This window comes from Candidatus Pelagibacter sp. HIMB109, assembly GCF_052048155.1.
Taxonomy (GTDB): domain Bacteria; phylum Pseudomonadota; class Alphaproteobacteria; order Pelagibacterales; family Pelagibacteraceae; genus HIMB114.
In genome coordinates this window covers 113,385-130,619 of record NZ_JBNAIK010000001.1, presented here as the reverse complement: position 1 = coordinate 130,619, position 17,235 = coordinate 113,385, and the positions used below count along the sequence as shown (strand labels likewise).

Here is a 17,235-nt window from a genome sequence, read left to right as displayed (position 1 = left end):
AATAAAAATTTCTAATTAACAAATTTATTATGCTAGTTGATGTTCTATTGCCATTAAATTTTGATCAAACCTTTACATATAAAATAGATCAAAAAGCAGAAGTTGGGAACATAGTATTAGTATCCTTTAAAAATAAGGAAATTATTGGCGTTATATGGAGCCTTAACTCTGAAAGTTTAAAAAAAGGGATTAAAATAAAAAAAATTATTAAAATTTTAGATCTTCCTACGTTTTCAATAAATAAAATTAACTTTATTAAACAAATGTCAAATTACAATCTTATTAAAAAAGGATTGGTTCTAAACTTATTTTTATACAAGAACGGGCTCAAAAGTTTTGAAAAAGGATTAAAAAAAATTAATGATTTTTCAGAGTTTAAACCAAAAATTAATTTAAATAAAAATTTAAATTCTGAGCAAGAAGATATTTTAAAAAATATTGAAAAAAAAATAGATTTTAAAAAATATTCAACAAATTTACTTCAAGGAATTCCAGGGTCGGGAAAAACTCATATTTATTTTGAAATTATCAAAAAAGCTCTAGAAGAAAATTATCAAGTTTTAGTTCTGCTTCCGGAAAAGGGTTTAAGTGAGCAAATTGCAAAAAGATTTAAAGATTTTTTTCAATATGAGCCTGCTATTTGGCATTCTGGAATAAAAGATAAAATTAAAAAAAAAATTTGGAAAGGTGTTTTTAAAAATGAAATTAAACTTATCCTTGGTGCTCGATCAGCATTATTCCTTCCTTTTCAAAATTTAAAGTTAATTATCATTGATGAAGAACATGACGCCTCATACAAACAAGAAGAAGGTATATCTTTCAATGCAAGAGATATGGCAATCTTGCAGGCTTCAATAGATCAATTTCCTACTTTTTTAGTTAGTGCAACTCCATCAGTTGAAACTTTTTATAATTCAAAAAATAAAAAATATAATTATTTTTCTTTAAAAAATCGCTTTAACCAATCTGAGTTGCCAGAGATTCAAACTATAAAATTAACTAAAGAAAATATATCTGAAAATAATTTTATTTCTGAATTGGTAGTTAAAGAAGTCAAAAATTATCTCAAAACTGGTGATCAAGTTTTGTTTTTTTTAAATCGAAGAGGTCACTCAACATTTGTTTTTTGCTACAAATGTATGAAAAGATTAGAATGTCCAAAATGTTCTGTTGGATTGGTTTATCATAAAAGAGATAATACTGCTCTATGTCATTATTGTAATTATTCAACTAAACTTGAAAGACAATGTAAGGATAATTCGAAATGTAACTTTAAGTTTTATGGTTTAGGGTTAGAAAAAGTATTTGAAGAAATAAAAAATAAATTCAAAGGTTATAATGCAGATATTCTTTCAAGTGATTTAACTGAATACAATATATTTTCAGATAAATTAAAAAATATCGAAGAAAATAAAACCAAAATAATTGTAGCAACGCAGATTGTCTCAAAAGGTTTTAATTTTAAACACTTGAATTGTATTGTGGCCGTAAATTGCGATAGCGCATTTCTTGGAAATGATATAAGGTCCTCAGAAAAAAATTATCAATTATTATATCAATTATCTGGAAGGGCGGGTCGTTTTAATAAAAAGTCCAAAATTTTTTTACAAACATTTGATGATAAAAATAATATTTTTGAGTCTTTAAAAAAATTTAATTCAGATAATTTTTATAAAAAAGAGATTGATTTTAGGAAATATTCTAATTTGCCTCCTTTTTATAAATTTATATCTATTGTTGTTTCGGGCAAAAATAGTTTTCACGTTCAAAAATATGCAGTTCAATTAAAACAAACTTTGCCCAAGAATGAATTCATTGAAATATACGGTCCAGTTTCAGCAGTGATTTCAAAAATAAAATCAGATTTTCGCTTTCGATTATTAATTAAATACAACCCTAAAGTTACCCCACAAGCGCAAATTAAAAAAAAACTTGAACTTGCTCAATTACCTAAGAATTTGAAACTACAAGTCGACGTAGATCCGTTAAATTTTGTTTAATTATGACATCTTGTCCACCAGATCTGGCTTGATATGGCTATTCCTCAATGGTAATTATCAGCCCAAAAAAGGGATAATTTTGACTCAAAATACACGTAATTTTGCAGATGCAGCTGGGCGATATGCACTATCCTTGTTTGAGATAAGTAGTGAAGAAAAAGTTTTAGATCAAATTGAGCAAAATCTAAAATTTATTGATATTGCTTTAAATCAGTCCAATGATTTTAAGAAGTTTGTGAAAAATCCAACATTAAAAAAAACTGATAGATTAAAAGTTATAGAGGAGCTTGGCAAAAAAAATAATTTTAACAATCTATTTGTAAATTTTTTAAAAATCTTAGTCGAGAAAAATCGTTTCTTTTTTTTAGAAAAAATTGTTAAAGATTTTAAAAATATTTTATCTGACTTCAGAGGCGAGTTAAATGCAATCGTTTCGATGCCAACTAAAATGTCAGATGCTCAAATTAAAGAAATTGAAAGTATGCTTAATAACGTTCTTAAAAAGAAAGTTAATCTAGATTTTAAATTTGATCCAAGTTTAATTTCTGGAGCCAAACTTCAAATAGGTAGCTTGATGGTGGATGATACTGCCAAAGCTAAATTTAACAAAATATTAAATAACTTGTAGGAGATAAAAATGGATATTAACCCTTCTGAAATAACAAAAGTAATAAAAGATCAGATAAAAAACTTTGGTAAAGACGCTGAAGTTTCTGAGGTTGGACAGGTGCTATCTGTAGGAGATGGTATCGCGAGAATTTATGGATTAGATAACGTTGAAGCTGGAGAAATGGTTGAGTTTTCTGAAGGAACAAAAGGTATGGCTCTTAACCTTGAAACAGATAACGTTGGTGTAGTTATTTTTGGAGATGACTCTCATATCAAAGAAGGAGATACCGTAAAAAGAACAGGTGAAATTGTTGACGTTCCTGTAGGAAAAGAATTGTTAGGAAGAGTTGTTGACGGCTTAGGAAATCCAATTGATGGAAAAGGTCCAATTAATTCAAAAGAGAAAAAAAGAGTTGAAGTTAAAGCACCAGGAATTATTCCAAGGAAATCAGTTAATGAGCCAATGCAAACAGGATTGAAAGCAATTGATAGTTTGATTCCAATTGGAAGAGGTCAAAGGGAATTAATTATTGGTGATAGACAAACTGGAAAAACTGCTATCGCAATTGATACTATTATTAATCAAAAAGAAATTAATAAATCAGATGACGAGTCCAAGAAATTATATTGCGTATATGTAGCAATTGGTCAAAAAAGATCGACAGTAGCACAAATCGTTAAGACGTTAGAAGATGCTGGTGCAATGGAGTATTCAATTGTTGTAGCCGCAACTGCTTCTGATCCTGCTCCACTACAATTCTTAGCTCCATATACTGGTTGTGCCATGGGTGAGTTTTTTAGAGATAACGGAATGCATGGTTTAATTGTTTATGACGATTTATCTAAACAGGCTGTAGCTTATAGACAAATGTCACTGTTATTAAGAAGACCTCCAGGAAGGGAAGCTTTCCCGGGGGATGTGTTTTATTTACACAGCAGATTGCTAGAACGAGCAGCGAAACTAAATGATGAAAACGGCGGTGGGTCTTTAACCGCATTACCAATCATTGAAACTCAAGCGAGTGACGTTTCTGCTTATATTCCTACAAATGTAATTTCAATTACAGATGGTCAAATTTTCTTAGAAACTGAATTATTTTTCCAAGGTGTTCGACCAGCAGTTAACGTAGGTATTTCAGTATCTAGGGTTGGTTCAGCTGCACAAATTAAAGCTATGAAACAAGTTGCGGGTACTATTAAGCTTGAGTTAGCACAATATCGAGAAATGGCGGCATTTGCTCAGTTTGGTTCTGATTTAGATGCATCGACTCAACAGCTTTTGAACAGAGGATCAAAATTAACTGAACTTCTTAAACAAGGTCAATACTCTCCTTTGAAAGTTGAAGAACAGGTTGTGTCAATTTTTGCTGGAGTTAAAGGTTTTCTGGATGATATTGATAATTCAAAAATTAAAGATTTTGAAGATCAACTACTAAGTTCAATTAAATCTCAAGCGCCTGATATTTTGAGCAATATTGTATCTTCTGGAAAATTAGACGAAGCTAATGAAGCTAAGTTAAAAGATTTCATTACAAACTTTAAAAAGGAATTTTTAAAATAAAAATGCCAAGTTTAAAGGATTTAAGAAATCGAATAACTAGCGTTAAATCTACGCAAAAAATTACCAAAGCTATGAAAATGGTTGCTGCTGCAAAGTTGAGAAAAGCACAAGAAAATGCTGAAAAAGGAAGAGCATACTCTGAAAAAATGAATCAGATTATTAACAATCTTAAAAGTTCAATAACTGATGCTTCATCTGCTCCCAAACTTCTTGCAGGTACAGGTAAGAGCGATGTTCACCTTTGTTTGGTGATGACAGCTGATAGAGGTTTATGTGGAGGATTTAATACTAATATAGTTAAAAAAGCGAGGGAGCATTTTAACCAAGTAATAAATTCTAATCAAAAATTAAAAATTATTACTGTTGGTTCAAAAGGTTCTGATCAACTTAGAAGAAACTTTAAAGATTATATAGTAGAAAAAATATCTTATAAAAATTTAAAGACTATCTCTGTTAATGAAGCTTCTGAGCTAACAAGCAAAATTATAACAATGTTTAATAATAATGAGTTTGATGTTTGTACGATTTTTTACAATAAGTTTAAATCGGTGATTTCTCAAGAGCCACAAGCTCAACAAATTATTCCAGTAGAAAGTTCAGATACAAAAGAAATAGAAGAAACTAATGATACTCAATATGAATTCGAACCAGATGAAAATGAAATTTTGGAGCATTTACTGCCTCAGAATATTACAACACAAATTTTTAAAGCATTTTTAGAAAATGCTGCTAGTGAGCAAGGATCCAGAATGTCTGCAATGGACAATGCAACACGTAATGCAGGCGATTTAATAGATAAACTAACAATTAACTATAACAGAAGTAGACAGGCCGTCATCACTAAAGAGCTGATTGAAATCATCTCTGGTGCGGAGTCATTATAAAAGGAGCTAAATATGCAAAATAAATTTGGAACAATCACTCAAGTTATTGGAGCGGTAGTTGACGTAAAGTTTGATGATCACTTACCTGAAATTAACTCAGCTTTAGAATGTGATAACAATGGCAATAGATTAGTTTTAGAAGTTGCCCAGCACTTAGGTGAGGGTACAGTTAGAACAATTTCAATGGATACAACAGAAGGTCTAAAAAGAGGCGATAAAGTTACTGATACTGGTGATGCAATCAAAGTCCCAGTAGGACCAGAAACATTAGGTAGAATTATAAATGTGATTGGTGAAGGTATTGATCAAAAAGGTGATGTAAAAACCAAAGAACAATGGCCAATTCATAGACAGGCTCCAGAATTTGTTGAGCAATCAACTGAAACGGAAGTATTAGTTACAGGCATTAAAGTGGTAGATCTTTTAGCTCCTTACGCAAAAGGTGGAAAGATTGGTTTATTTGGTGGTGCCGGTGTTGGAAAAACAGTCTTAATTATGGAGTTAATTAATAACGTTGCGAAAGCCCATGGTGGTTATTCTGTATTTGCTGGTGTCGGAGAAAGAACACGTGAAGGTAATGATTTATATCACGAGATGATCGAATCTGGCGTTATCAAAACAGATGGCCCTGGTTCTAAAGCTGCGTTAGTTTATGGACAAATGAATGAGCCTCCAGGAGCTAGAGCAAGAGTTGCTTTAACAGGATTAACAGTGGCAGAATATTTTAGAGACAAAGAAGGACAAGATGTTTTATTTTTCGTAGATAATATTTTTAGATTCACCCAAGCAGGATCTGAGGTGTCGGCATTATTAGGACGTATTCCATCTGCCGTTGGTTATCAACCAACTTTAGCTACAGATATGGGAAATCTACAAGAGAGAATTACAACAACAACTAAAGGATCAATTACTTCAGTTCAGGCTATTTACGTTCCTGCAGATGACTTAACTGACCCTGCGCCTGCAACATCATTTTCACACCTTGATGCAACTACAGTTCTTTCAAGGCAGATTGCAGAACTTGGAATTTATCCTGCTGTTGACCCGTTAGACTCAACATCTAGAATTCTTGATCCAAGAATAGTAGGTGATGAACATTATCGAGTAGCAAGGGAAGTTCAAAGAATTTTGCAAACTTATAAATCTTTACAAGATATTATTGCTATTTTGGGTATGGATGAATTATCAGAAGAAGATAAGCTTGTCGTAGCTAGAGCGAGAAAAATTCAAAGATTTTTATCTCAACCATTCTTTGTTGCTGAAGTATTTACAGGCTCACCTGGTAAACTTGTAGAACTGGATGCGACGATCAAAGGTTTTGACGCTATTTGTAAAGGTGAATACGATCATTTGCCAGAAGCAGCTTTTTATATGGTTGGAACTATTGAAGAGGCTATAGAAAAAGCAGAGAAGATGGCGAAAGAAGCAGCGTAAACCATGCAAGTTGATATTGTTACTCCAGAGAAAGTTCTTTTTTCTGAAAAAGATATTTCAATGGTTACAATACCAGGTATTGAAGGTCAGATGGGTATACTAGATGATCATTTACCAGTTGTAACCTTTTTGAAGCCTGGAGTAATAAATGTAGAAAAAAGTGAAAATAAATACTTTTTTACAACTGGCGGCGTAGTTGATTTCAAGAATAACTCTCTAAGTATACTTTGCCAAGAAGTGTTTGATGTTAAAGATTTTTCAGATGAACAAATCAATAACCTAAAAGAAAGAGCTAGCAAAAAATTAGAAGATATAAATTCTACTGATCATGATGTTTTTATCTCTAATGCATTGATTGATGAGTTAAATCTTCTTAAAACTAAATAGAAGTTCGAAATTCTTTAATTATAGATTCGTAAAGTTTTTTTTTAAAAGGCACTATTAGCCTTGGTAATTCATCTAGATCTACCCATTTCCATTCATTAAATTCAGGGTGCTTTTGATTGATATTAATTTCACTATCTGGTCCTAAAAATTTCATTAAAAACCATTTTTGCTTTTGACCTTTGTATTTACCTTTCCAAATTTTTCCCAAAAGATGATTTGGAAGATCATATATAAATTCTTGATTTGAACTTTGAACAATTCTTATTGATTGAATTCCAGTTTCTTCAAATAACTCTCTTTTAGCTGCAGTTTCAAAGTCCTCATTTCTATCAACACCTCCCTGAGGCATTTGCCACGCTTCTTGATTATCTATTCTTTTGCCGACAAAAATTTTTTTTTGATCATTAAAAATCATTATACCGACACCATTGCGATATGGTAAATCATTTAAATTTTTCATGAATCTTCTTTTAAAAGATTAATAGCGTATTTGAGCTGGTTATCTGTTTTTGTATTAATTTTAAAATTGTCTTTATTTCTTTTAACCGTAATGTCTGGTTCGACCCCTTTTTCATGTATAGACTCACCAGATGGCAAATAATATTTGGCTGTAGTAAGTCTTAGACCACCTCTATTTTTTAATGGAATAATTGATTGAACTGATCCTTTGCCAAAACTTTTTTCGCCTAATAAAATTGCTCTTTTATGATCTTTTAATGCACCTGAAACAATCTCAGATGCAGATGCGGATCCTTGATTAATAAGAACAATCAAAGGTTTTTTATTAATTTTGTCACCTTTTCTAGCATTATAAATTTTAATATCATTTTTATCTCTTCCTCTGGTAGATACTATTTCACCTCCATCAAGAAAAGTTTCTGTAATTTTAATTGCTTGAGATAGTAGTCCGCCCGGATTATTTCTAAGATCTAAAATATAACCATTTAGTTTTTTGTTGGGCAATTTATTTAACTGTTTTAACAACTGATTATGGCTTTGTTCATTAAAAGCACGTAATCTTATATAACCAACATTTTCCTTAACTTCTACAGTCACCTCTCTAATTTTTATAATGTCTCTTGTAATTTGAAATTTTAACTCATCTTCAACATCAACTCTTCGAACTGTAATTTCAATTTTTGTTCCAACTTTCCCTCTCATGAGTTTGACAGCATCTAACAGCGTCATCCCTTTTACTTGTTTATTATCTATTTTGACAATGAAATCACCTGCTTGTACACCTGCTTTATCAGCAGGCGTTCCTTCAATTGGGGTTATAATTTTTACAAGACCGGCTTCCATAGTAATTTCAATACCCAATCCACCAAACTCTCCTTTAGTATCATCATTCATATTTTTAAATGACTCTGGACTCATGTATGCGGAATAAGGATCAAGGGATTGAAGCATTCCATTTATCGCTGAATCAATAACTTCACTTTGATCCACTTCGTCGACGTATTCTTTTTTAAGTGTATTTAAAACATCACTAAATAAATCTAACTTTTCATAAAGTTTATCACTTGGATTGGCTTTTACAGGACCCCATAGCAGTATGCTAAAAGAAAAGACTAAAATATATTTTAAAAATAAATTCATTAACTTTTATGATAAGGGTGATTTGTTAATATTGTAGCACATCTATAGATTTGTTCACACAAAATAACTCTGGCTAAGGAATGTGGAAAGGTCATTTTGCCTAAAGAAATTTTTTCGTATTTTTCATAATTGTTAGAAAAACCTTCAGGTTTACCTATATAAAAATTTAATGATTCTATTCTATTGTTGTTTAGTGTTTTTATCATTCCAACTAAGTCCATAGTATTTATATTTTTGCCTTTCTCATCTAAAACTAAATTTTTAGTATTTTTACTATTATTTGTTTTATTTGGCTTATTCTTTATTTCTAAGTTTAGTATTCCACTTTTTTTTAATGAGAGGGTTCTTTTGATGTAGATATTACATAATTCATTTTCGAGCCCTTTGTTTAAACGGCCTTCACACAAGATGGAGATTTTCATTAAACAGTAATTTGCTGTTTTGGCAAAACATCTTCCCACATTTTTTCAAGATTATAAGAAGATCTTTTTTCTGGATGAAAAATATGAATAATAACTTCAATGGCATCAATTAGCTTCCAATCATTACTTTCTTGCCCTTCGATTCTGCAATTATCAATTCCATAGGACTTTAGTTTTTGTGCTGTTATTTCTGAAATAGCTTGAATATGCCTTGAAGATGTCCCGCTTGCTATAACCATATAGTCAGCAATTGAACTCTTATCTTTAAGGTCTATTATAACAATATCTTGAGCTTTGTTATCGTCTAAAATTTGGTGAACTTTATCTATAATTCTATTTTTCAAATTATTAATCTGTCTTTAATTTATATAATCTATTTTTAATATTTGATGAAGATATTTTTACACCTTTATCTTTTATATAAATCCATGCTTTTTTAGGGAAAATATCATTAGCTTTATAATTTTTTATTAAATATTTATGATTTTTTCTATAAAAAACCGTTTTTTTAATTTCTTTCAGATAACCTGGTCTGCTTATTATAACAAGAGTACTAGTATTTAGAATAGATGATAATTTTTTCCATTTATGTAAAAATTTAATATTATCTGAACCAATAAGAAAAAAAAATTTTTTATCTTTATATTTCTTTTTTAAAGTGTTTAATAATTGATAAGAATATTTTTTATCAAAATCATTTATTTTTATATTTTTAATTTTACTCGTTATTTTTTTAGATAAAATTTTTCTTTGCCTAAAATTATAAAAATATTTTTTTTTTACCAAAGGATTTTTTTTAGATACAGACCATATTAATTTATTAAGCTTTAATTTTTTTATAAATAATTTCGCTATGTGAAGATGTCCTTTATGAGGAGGGTCAAAAGATCCTCCAAAAATTCCTATTCTCTCTTTTTCCCTTTTATTCAAGGACGTATTTGACCTTTACCGTTAACTACATATTTGTAAGTAACAAGCTGTTCTAATCCTACTGGTCCTCTTGGATGCATTTTATTTGTAGAAATCCCTACTTCTGAGCCAAGACCAAATTCATATCCATCAGCAAATTGTGTAGAGGCATTTGTCATTACAATTGAGCTTTGAATTTGCTTAGAAAATTTAATTATGTTTTTTTCGTCATTAGAAATTATACATTCTGTATGGTTTGTTCCATATTTTTTTATGTGGTTGATTGCTTCATCAATATTATCAACAATTTTTACTGAAATTTTTGAATCCAAGTATTCTGTACTCCAGTCTTTTTCTTTTACCGGCAATGTAAATCTAAATATTTTTTTTATATTTTTATCACCAATAATTTTACAACCATGATTATTAAGTTTTTCTAAAATATGTTTAATATCATTTTTTTTAACGGACTTATGAATTAATAGAGTTTCAGCCGCACCACAAATACTTGTTCTACGTAACTTTGAATTAAATATAATTTTTTCTGCTTTTTTTAAATTATAAGATTTGTCCAGATATACATGACATAAACCTTCCAAATGTCCTATTGTAGGTACACTTGATAAGTCCAAAACTTTTTTAACTAGTCCTTTTCCTCCACGAGGAATTATGATGTCGATATAGGCAGACATTTGGGAAAGCATTAGATCTACTAATTTTCTATCTGTATTATTTACTAATTGTATACAATCTTGGTTAATCTTATTTTTTTTTAAACTAGTTCTAAATAAATTAGAAATTGCAATATTTGATCTAAAGGCCTCTTTGCCACCCCTTAAAATAGCAGCATTTCCTGATTTGAAACTCAATACTGATACGTCAGAAGTAACATTTGGCCTTGCTTCATAAATAACACCCAGCACACCTATTGGCATAGTTACTCGGTTTATAACTAATCCATTTGGCCTTTTCCATTTGGCTAATATTTTATTTGTTGGGTCTTTAAATGATATAACTTCTTCAATTGAAGCTAGGATAGATTTGATTCTATCTAAATTTAACATGCTCCTGTCTATTAAATTATCCTTAAGCTTATTTTTTTTGCTATTAATAATATCAATTTTATTTGCATTTAGAATTTGCTTAGTATTATTTTTAATTTCAGAGTAAAAAGTTTTCAGTACAGCATTTTTTTTCTTATCATTAATATTAGATAACTCTTCCGAAGCTTTTTTTGCTTTTCTTCCTAATGTTTGAATATATTTTAATTTACTCATTTATTTAGCACCATATTATCAATATGTATCACTTCACCTCTAGAAGTGTATCCTAAAATATTTTTAATATTTTCACTTTTCACTCCTTTGATTTTTAATATTTCTTCACTTGAGTAAGAAACAACGCCTGTTCCAATTTTTTTCTTAGATTTATTAATGATTAATACTGTGTCACCTCTATAAAATTTTCCATTTACATCAGTGATTCCTACTGGCAATAAACTTTTACCTTTTTTAATAGCGTTAATTGCTCCAGTGTCAGCTGTAATGGATCCTTTATTTTTTAAACTACTTAATATCCATTTTTTTTTGGCATTATACTTATTAGTAAGTGGTGTAAAAATTGTATAAAATTTATTTTTTTCTAATTTTTGAATAGGATTATTTACCGTACCACGGGTTAATATCATTTTACATCCAGCATTCATGCAAATTTTAGCAGCATCAATTTTTGTAATCATACCGCCGGATCCGTAGTCACTGATACTTTTAGTTGCGCTTTTTATAATATTATTAGTAATTTTTTTTACCTCTCTAATATGTTTTGCATTTTTAAACTTTCTTGGATCTTTGGTGTAAAGTCCATCAATGTCAGAGAGCATAATAAGTGTATCAGCAGACGATATTTGAGCTACACGAGCAGCTAATCGATCATTATCTCCGTATCTTATTTCATTTGTAGCCGTCGTATCGTTTTCATTTACAATTGGAATACTTTTAAACTTAAATATATTTTCGATTGTATCTTTGGCATTCAGTGCCCTTCTTCTGTCCTCTGTGTCTTCAAGAGTTAATAAAATTTGAGCAATTTTTATTTTTTTTTTAGATAAAGAATTTTTAAAAAGATTGATCAACTCAATTTGACCGATAGCTGAAACAGCTTGAAATTCTTTAAGTTTTAAATTTTTCCTATTTATTTTAAGATATTTACATCCTAAAGCAATTGCCCCACTAGTTACAATAATTACATCAATTTTTTTTTTATAGAGATTGGCTATATCTTCTGAAAGTTTATTAACCCAATTTTTATTGATTTTGTTATTTTTAATCAAAAGAGAAGACCCAATTTTAATTACTACTCTTTTTGTTTTATTTAATATCATTTTAATGCTCTTAATAATTCTTTAATATTGTTTTTTTGTAAAATTGAAATTTGAAAAAAATCTTTTTTAAAAGATTTTTTAAACTCCTCAACTTTCTTTTTAATTTCCTCGTCTTCCAGTAAATCTAGTTTATTTAGTGCCACAATTTCTCTTTTGTTAATAAGCTCTGGACTATATTTCTCAAGTTCATTTCTTATAATTTTATACCGATCAAATAAATTGTCTTCATTTGCATCAATTAAATGTAATATACTTTTGCATCTTTCTATATGTTTAAGAAATTTGTCTCCAAGACCAACGCCTTGATGTGCACCCTCAATCAATCCAGGTATATCAGCAACAACAATTTCTTTTTCATCAATACTTAAAACACCCAAGTTGGGGTTTAAAGTTGTAAATGGATAATCTGCAATTTTTGGTTTTGCTCTAGTCGTTAAAGATAAAAAACTCGATTTCCCTGAGTTTGGAAAACCGACAAGACCGATGTCAGCTATAATTTTTAACTCCAACCATATTTCAAACTCTTCTCCCAGAGATCCATTTGTAGTTTTTCTTGGTGCTTGGTTGGTAGAGCTTTTGAATCTTGTATTACCCAAACCTCCTTTACCGCCAGTTGCAATTTTTATTTTTTCTCCTTCAGTAACAAGATCGTGCAAAAGTGTTTTTTTATCTTCGGCATAAACTTGTGTTCCAACTGGTACTTTTAAAATTAAATCATCCCCAGATGCACCTGTTTTATTACTACCTTTTCCGTTCTCTCCTCTCTGTGCTTTAAAGTGTTGAATGTATCTATAGTCAATTAAAGTATTTAGACCATTTACTGCTTCTAGAATTACAGATCCACCATTTCCTCCATCACCACCGTTTGGACCTCCAAATTCAATAAATTTTTCTCTACGGAAACTGCAACATCCATTTCCACCATCTCCAGCTTTAACAGTAATTTTAGCTTGATCTAAAAACTTCATAATAAAATATTAAATTAATTTAAGACTAATGTCTTAATATGATTTAGTGGGGAACTACAGAAATGAAAGTTTTGCCAAATTTTTTCTTTTGAAACTTCACAGTCCCTTCAATTTTAGAAAAAATAGTATGATCTCTTCCCATACCTACATTTTGACCTGGGTACATTTTAGTACCTCTTTGTCTATATATAATATTTCCTGGAATAACTTTTTGGCCACCATATTTTTTTACGCCAAGTCTACGACCTTCACTGTCTCTGCCGTTTTTCGATGAACCACCAGCTTTTTTAGTTGCCATAATTATTTATACCACTACGCACTTTTTTTAGTAGTAGTTTTATCCTTTTTTACTTCAGTTTTTTTTGCTTCAGACAAAAGTTTTCCACCTTTACCAAAGATTTTTGTAATTTGTACAACGCTCATTTTTTGTCTATGACCATTTTTTCGTCTTGAGTTATGCCTTCTTCTTTTCTTGAAAATTAATACTGTCTTATTTTTTGTCTGCTTTACAATTTTTCCTTCAACTTTTGCACCTTCAATTAGAGGAGATCCTAATTCCATATCTTGGTTATTATTAATCAAGAGCACTTCTTTGAACTCTATAGATTTGCCCTCTTCTTGAGGAAGTTTTTCTATTCTTAACTTGTCATTGGCGCTCACTTTGTATTGTTTGCCACCTGTGTTGATTACTGCAAAAGTCATATTTTTAATTTGGCGCAATATAGCCACCACTGTTATTATGTCAAGAAAACAGGGGATACTTAATTAAAAATTATCCTTTAATTCTCTTAGTTTTTTAAAGACCATTTGAGGTTCTGATCCTTTTAAACCAAGTTTTTCAATTATTGTATTTTCATCACATCTAAAAAAAATATTATTCTTTTTTTCATCAGAAATTGTAGTTGGTATTGTTGGCAATCCTTTTTGTCTGAGTTCTCTAACCTCATCTCCTCTCTTTTTTAAATTATGATTATCAGCATCATATGCTAAGCAAAATTTTAAATTGCTTTCCGTGTATTCATGACCGCAGTATATTTTTGTATCTTCAGGGAGAGATTTTATTTTCATAACTGATTTATACATTTGTTCAGGTGTACCTTCAAAAATTTTTCCACATCCAAGAGAAAAAACTACATCTCCCACAAAAGCTAATTTATTTTTTTTAAAAAAATAAAAGATATGTCCGCTAGTATGTCCTGGTGCAAAATTTAATTCAATTTCTTCATCTTCAAAATTAAATATTTCTTTATCTTTAATTTGAATATCGATACCTGGAATCCTGCCAGAGTCATTTTTAAAACCAATTATTTTACAATTATATTTTTCTTTTAATTCATGATTGCCACCAACATGATCAGCATGGTGATGAGTAATTAAAATATACTCTAATTTTAACCTAAGTTTTTCTATTGAATTTATGACTGGCTCAGCTTCAGCTGGATCTACCACAATAGCTTTTTTTGTTATAGGATTAGAAATAATATAAGAATAGTTATCTGATAGACAATGAACTAAATTTACCTGCAATAAACTCATAATGTATTTAGATATTTTAAATTATCAGAAATTTTATGTTAGTGCTATTGGAAAGTTTTTAGCTCATCGTATTGAAAACCAATTAAAAAAATATTGTTACCTATATGACAACCAGAATATTGGATGTTTTGGTTATGCTCATCCTTATTTAAGTTTTTTAAAAGAATACAATCTTTCAATTTCTTACTGTTATTCTAAAAGAATGGGTATATCTGATGAGGCTGTAATCAAAGGTAAAAAAATTTTAATTGATGAAGAAAGAATACCTTTTCAAGATTCTTTTTTTGATCATGCTTTTTTAATTCATTATTTAGAAAATAATCATAATATTAAATTGAGTCTTAGAGAAATATGGAGATCATTATCTCCAGAAGGTAAATTATATATTATTATACCAAATAAAAAATCATCTTGGTATTTATCTGATAAAAGCCCTTTTTCTTCTGGTAATGGATTTTCAAAAAAACAGATTAGCCAATTATTAGAGGAAAGTTTTTTTGACATACAATCAATCGAACGATTAATTTATTTTCCAAACTTAAATATTAAATTTATTAATCATGATTTAATTGAAAAATTTGGCTCGATTTTATTTAAATACTTTAATGGTGTTTATTTTTGTGTTGTTAAAAAAAGAATTTACGCAAATATAAAAAGACAAGATTTAATTAAGTCAAGCTTGGTTAAAAAAGTGATAAAAAAAATATAATCTATTTACTTACAACAAATACACCCAATTCTGAGACTAAATTTTTAATCTCTAAATTATTTGATGTAATATCACTGATTTTATTTGAAGAAATTGAAATTGATTTAATTACATTGATATTATCTAACGAACACAAATTATAAAAATCTTTGATTGAACTCATATGTAAATTTGGAGTGTCATACCAAGAATGTGGTAGTGTTTTTGTAACTGGCATTGTCCCTGTTACCAATAAATTTAATCTCACTTTCCAATAACCAAAATTTGGTATCGTAATTATTGCTTGTTTAGCAATTCTTAGTAATTCATTTAAAACTTTTCTTGGTTCATAAAACTGCTGAATTGCTTGGTTTAATATTGCTATATCAAATGATTGATTTGGATAGTTAACTAAGTCTTTTTCAGCATCACCCTCAACAACTGCAAGTCCTTTAGCTAGGCATTCTTGAACATTTTTTTGATTGATCTCCAAACCTCTTCCGTCAATTCTTTTATTTTTTTTTAGATAAAGTAATAAGTTACCATCGCCACAGCCTACATCGAGCACCTTAGAGTTTATATCAATTAATCCTGCTAGAACATCATCTTGAATTTTCATTTTTAAAGTCCTCATATGTAGAGTCTAGAAAACCTTTTAAGGTTTGGAAAAACTCTGGTTCATTAACTAAAAAAGAGTCATGACCATTATTTGTAACAATATTTACAAAACTAACTTGTGCACCTATAGAATTGAGAGCAATGACTATTTTTTTACTTTCTTCAGTTGTGTAAAGCCAGTCAGTTGAAAATGAAATAATACAAAATTTTACATTAGTATTTTTGAAAGCTTTTGATAAATCGCCATTATTTAATTTATATAGATCAAAATAATCCATAGCTCTTGTAATATATAAATAAGAATTAGCATCAAAACGATCTACAAATGCATATCCTTGATATTTTAAATAGCTTTCAACTTGAAAGTCAGCATCAAATGAGAAGTTCAAACCGTCTCCTTCTTGCAGTTTTCTTCCAAATCTACTTTGAAGCCCTTGCTCAGATAAATAACTAATATGACCAGCCATTCTTGCAACAGCAAGTCCATTTCTAGGAACTTTTCCTGATAAGAAATAATTTCCAGAGTCCCAATTAGGATCCGCCATAATAGCTTGTCGCGCTAATTCATTAAAAGCTATATTTTGAGCAGAGTGACTTGCTGCACATGCAATTGGTACTGAAGAAAAAGTTCTTTCAGGATACAATGAGCAAAATTGCAAAGCCTGCATACCGCCCATTGATCCACCTAAAACTGATAAAGTTTTTTTTATTCCTAAAAAATCTAATAGGTGAGTTTGTGCACTTACCATGTCTTTGATTGTAATTACTGGAAAATCCAGACCATAAGGTTTATTTGTTTTCGGATTAATTTCTTTTGGACCTGTGCTGCCCATACAGCCACCTAGGACATTGGCACATATTACAAAATATTTATCGGTATCTATTGGTAATCCAGAGCCTACAACTTGATTCCACCATCCCTCTCGACCAGTCACATTATTTATACCAGTTACAAATTGATCTCCTGATAGAGCGTGAAAAACTAAAATCGCATTTGATTTAGTTTCATCTAAGTTACCATATGTCTCATAGGCAATATCAAATTTTTCTAAAGTTTCACCACAATCTAATTTAAGAGGTGCATTTATGGTAATTTTTTTAACTTTACTGTAATCAATATTCATTTTTAAAAATCGCTTAGCGATTTCCTCTTTAGCTGTTTGTTATCGCCCGCAATTCGGTAAATCGGCGGTGCCGTTTTGTACTAAAAGGCTGATTCTTTGTCAAACTATCAACTTCT

At 29.8% G+C, this 17,235-nt stretch carries 20 protein-coding genes; 7 read left to right on the top strand and 13 right to left on the bottom strand.

Annotated elements, in window-relative coordinates; translation table 11 throughout:
- Positions 1-29 precede the first annotated feature (29 nt).
- From priA to atpC, 6 genes are all read left to right on the top strand, one after another.
- Complete coding sequence (gene priA, locus ACTTAQ_RS00855; RefSeq protein ID WP_440694709.1) at positions 30-2,000, top strand: replication restart helicase PriA; 1,971 nt, start codon at positions 30-32, stop codon at positions 1,998-2,000.
- 79 nt (positions 2,001-2,079) lie between these two features.
- Positions 2,080-2,628: an ATP synthase F1 subunit delta gene (atpH, locus tag ACTTAQ_RS00850; RefSeq protein WP_440694707.1), complete on the top strand. Its 549-nt coding sequence runs from the start codon at positions 2,080-2,082 to the stop codon at positions 2,626-2,628.
- 9 nt (positions 2,629-2,637) lie between these two features.
- Positions 2,638-4,170: a F0F1 ATP synthase subunit alpha gene (gene atpA, locus ACTTAQ_RS00845; protein ID WP_440694705.1), complete on the top strand. Its 1,533-nt coding sequence runs from the start codon at positions 2,638-2,640 to the stop codon at positions 4,168-4,170.
- Between the two features lie 2 nt (positions 4,171-4,172).
- Complete coding sequence (locus ACTTAQ_RS00840) at positions 4,173-5,054, top strand: F0F1 ATP synthase subunit gamma (RefSeq protein ID WP_440694703.1); 882 nt, start codon at positions 4,173-4,175, stop codon at positions 5,052-5,054.
- A gap of 12 nt (positions 5,055-5,066) precedes the next feature.
- Positions 5,067-6,488, top strand: coding sequence for a F0F1 ATP synthase subunit beta (atpD, locus tag ACTTAQ_RS00835; RefSeq protein WP_440694701.1), 1,422 nt, complete (start codon positions 5,067-5,069; stop codon positions 6,486-6,488).
- Positions 6,489-6,491: 3 nt separating this feature from the next.
- Positions 6,492-6,875 carry an ATP synthase F1 subunit epsilon gene (atpC, locus tag ACTTAQ_RS00830; protein WP_440694699.1) on the top strand — a complete coding sequence of 128 codons (384 nt, stop codon included), beginning with the start codon at positions 6,492-6,494 and terminating at the stop codon, positions 6,873-6,875.
- Here atpC and ACTTAQ_RS00825 read toward each other — a convergent pair.
- The 11 genes from ACTTAQ_RS00825 to gloB all read right to left on the bottom strand — a co-directional run bounded on the left by ACTTAQ_RS00825 (position 6,868) and on the right by gloB (position 14,689).
- Positions 6,868-7,335 (bottom strand): RNA pyrophosphohydrolase, encoded by a 468-nt coding sequence (locus tag ACTTAQ_RS00825; protein ID WP_440694697.1) that lies wholly within the window; start codon positions 7,333-7,335, stop codon positions 6,868-6,870. The genes atpC and ACTTAQ_RS00825 overlap by 8 nt on opposite strands.
- A complete protein-coding gene (locus ACTTAQ_RS00820; RefSeq protein ID WP_440694695.1) occupies positions 7,332-8,474 on the bottom strand; it encodes a S41 family peptidase in 1,143 nt (380 codons plus the stop codon). The genes ACTTAQ_RS00825 and ACTTAQ_RS00820 overlap by 4 nt, the downstream gene beginning before the upstream one ends.
- Positions 8,474-8,896 carry a 23S rRNA (pseudouridine(1915)-N(3))-methyltransferase RlmH gene (locus ACTTAQ_RS00815; protein ID WP_440694693.1) on the bottom strand — a complete coding sequence of 141 codons (423 nt, stop codon included), beginning with the start codon at positions 8,894-8,896 and terminating at the stop codon, positions 8,474-8,476. The genes ACTTAQ_RS00820 and ACTTAQ_RS00815 overlap by 1 nt, the downstream gene beginning before the upstream one ends.
- A complete protein-coding gene (gene rsfS / locus ACTTAQ_RS00810) occupies positions 8,896-9,240 on the bottom strand; it encodes a ribosome silencing factor (RefSeq protein ID WP_009373264.1) in 345 nt (114 codons plus the stop codon). Before rsfS ends, ACTTAQ_RS00815 begins: the two co-directional genes overlap by 1 nt.
- Positions 9,241-9,244: 4 nt before the next feature.
- Positions 9,245-9,826 (bottom strand): nicotinate (nicotinamide) nucleotide adenylyltransferase, encoded by a 582-nt coding sequence (nadD, locus tag ACTTAQ_RS00805; protein ID WP_440679206.1) that lies wholly within the window; start codon positions 9,824-9,826, stop codon positions 9,245-9,247.
- Entirely contained in the window at positions 9,823-11,082 is a 1,260-nt protein-coding gene (locus tag ACTTAQ_RS00800) for a glutamate-5-semialdehyde dehydrogenase (RefSeq protein ID WP_440694690.1), read from the bottom strand. Before ACTTAQ_RS00800 ends, nadD begins: the two co-directional genes overlap by 4 nt.
- Complete coding sequence (proB, locus tag ACTTAQ_RS00795) at positions 11,079-12,185, bottom strand: glutamate 5-kinase (RefSeq protein ID WP_440694688.1); 1,107 nt, start codon at positions 12,183-12,185, stop codon at positions 11,079-11,081. The genes ACTTAQ_RS00800 and proB overlap by 4 nt, the downstream gene beginning before the upstream one ends.
- Positions 12,182-13,153: an Obg family GTPase CgtA gene (cgtA, locus tag ACTTAQ_RS00790; RefSeq protein ID WP_440694686.1), complete on the bottom strand. Its 972-nt coding sequence runs from the start codon at positions 13,151-13,153 to the stop codon at positions 12,182-12,184. The genes proB and cgtA overlap by 4 nt, the downstream gene beginning before the upstream one ends.
- Before the next feature lie 43 nt (positions 13,154-13,196).
- Entirely contained in the window at positions 13,197-13,451 is a 255-nt protein-coding gene (rpmA, locus tag ACTTAQ_RS00785) for a 50S ribosomal protein L27 (RefSeq protein ID WP_009373271.1), read from the bottom strand.
- 14 nt (positions 13,452-13,465) lie between these two features.
- Positions 13,466-13,855 carry a 50S ribosomal protein L21 gene (gene rplU / locus ACTTAQ_RS00780; RefSeq protein ID WP_440679202.1) on the bottom strand — a complete coding sequence of 130 codons (390 nt, stop codon included), beginning with the start codon at positions 13,853-13,855 and terminating at the stop codon, positions 13,466-13,468.
- Positions 13,856-13,918: 63 nt separating this feature from the next.
- Positions 13,919-14,689, bottom strand: coding sequence for a hydroxyacylglutathione hydrolase (gene gloB, locus ACTTAQ_RS00775; protein WP_440694684.1), 771 nt, complete (start codon positions 14,687-14,689; stop codon positions 13,919-13,921).
- Position 14,690: 1 nt separating this feature from the next.
- On the opposite strand from gloB, the gene ACTTAQ_RS00770 reads away from it, so the two are divergent.
- Positions 14,691-15,398 (top strand): methyltransferase domain-containing protein, encoded by a 708-nt coding sequence (locus ACTTAQ_RS00770; RefSeq protein ID WP_440694683.1) that lies wholly within the window; start codon positions 14,691-14,693, stop codon positions 15,396-15,398.
- Position 15,399: 1 nt separating this feature from the next.
- Here ACTTAQ_RS00770 and metW read toward each other — a convergent pair whose 3' ends face one another.
- A complete protein-coding gene (gene metW, locus ACTTAQ_RS00765) occupies positions 15,400-15,996 on the bottom strand; it encodes a methionine biosynthesis protein MetW (RefSeq protein ID WP_440694681.1) in 597 nt (198 codons plus the stop codon).
- Positions 15,980-17,119 (bottom strand): homoserine O-acetyltransferase MetX, encoded by a 1,140-nt coding sequence (metX, locus tag ACTTAQ_RS00760; RefSeq protein ID WP_440694679.1) that lies wholly within the window; start codon positions 17,117-17,119, stop codon positions 15,980-15,982. Before metX ends, metW begins: the two co-directional genes overlap by 17 nt.
- Positions 17,120-17,235 lie beyond the last annotated feature (116 nt).

Coding starts and splice junctions, on each gene's coding strand:
- ACTTAQ_RS00840 (WP_440694703.1), top strand. CDS start 4,173: ATGCCAAGTTTAAAGGATTTAAGAAATCGAATAACTAGCGTTAAATCT.
- proB (WP_440694688.1), bottom strand. CDS start 12,185: ATGATATTAAATAAAACAAAAAGAGTAGTAATTAAAATTGGGTCTTCT.
- atpD (WP_440694701.1), top strand. CDS start 5,067: ATGCAAAATAAATTTGGAACAATCACTCAAGTTATTGGAGCGGTAGTT.
- metX (WP_440694679.1), bottom strand. CDS start 17,119: ATGAATATTGATTACAGTAAAGTTAAAAAAATTACCATAAATGCACCT.
- atpC (WP_440694699.1), top strand. CDS start 6,492: ATGCAAGTTGATATTGTTACTCCAGAGAAAGTTCTTTTTTCTGAAAAA.
- rpmA (WP_009373271.1), bottom strand. CDS start 13,451: ATGGCAACTAAAAAAGCTGGTGGTTCATCGAAAAACGGCAGAGACAGT.
- metW (WP_440694681.1), bottom strand. CDS start 15,996: ATGAAAATTCAAGATGATGTTCTAGCAGGATTAATTGATATAAACTCT.
- atpA (WP_440694705.1), top strand. CDS start 2,638: ATGGATATTAACCCTTCTGAAATAACAAAAGTAATAAAAGATCAGATA.
- ACTTAQ_RS00820 (WP_440694695.1), bottom strand. CDS start 8,474: ATGAATTTATTTTTAAAATATATTTTAGTCTTTTCTTTTAGCATACTG.
- gloB (WP_440694684.1), bottom strand. CDS start 14,689: ATGAGTTTATTGCAGGTAAATTTAGTTCATTGTCTATCAGATAACTAT.
- ACTTAQ_RS00770 (WP_440694683.1), top strand. CDS start 14,691: ATGTATTTAGATATTTTAAATTATCAGAAATTTTATGTTAGTGCTATT.
- priA (WP_440694709.1), top strand. CDS start 30: ATGCTAGTTGATGTTCTATTGCCATTAAATTTTGATCAAACCTTTACA.
- rplU (WP_440679202.1), bottom strand. CDS start 13,855: ATGACTTTTGCAGTAATCAACACAGGTGGCAAACAATACAAAGTGAGC.
- ACTTAQ_RS00800 (WP_440694690.1), bottom strand. CDS start 11,082: ATGAGTAAATTAAAATATATTCAAACATTAGGAAGAAAAGCAAAAAAA.
- ACTTAQ_RS00825 (WP_440694697.1), bottom strand. CDS start 7,335: ATGAAAAATTTAAATGATTTACCATATCGCAATGGTGTCGGTATAATG.
- ACTTAQ_RS00815 (WP_440694693.1), bottom strand. CDS start 8,896: ATGAAAATCTCCATCTTGTGTGAAGGCCGTTTAAACAAAGGGCTCGAA.
- cgtA (WP_440694686.1), bottom strand. CDS start 13,153: ATGAAGTTTTTAGATCAAGCTAAAATTACTGTTAAAGCTGGAGATGGT.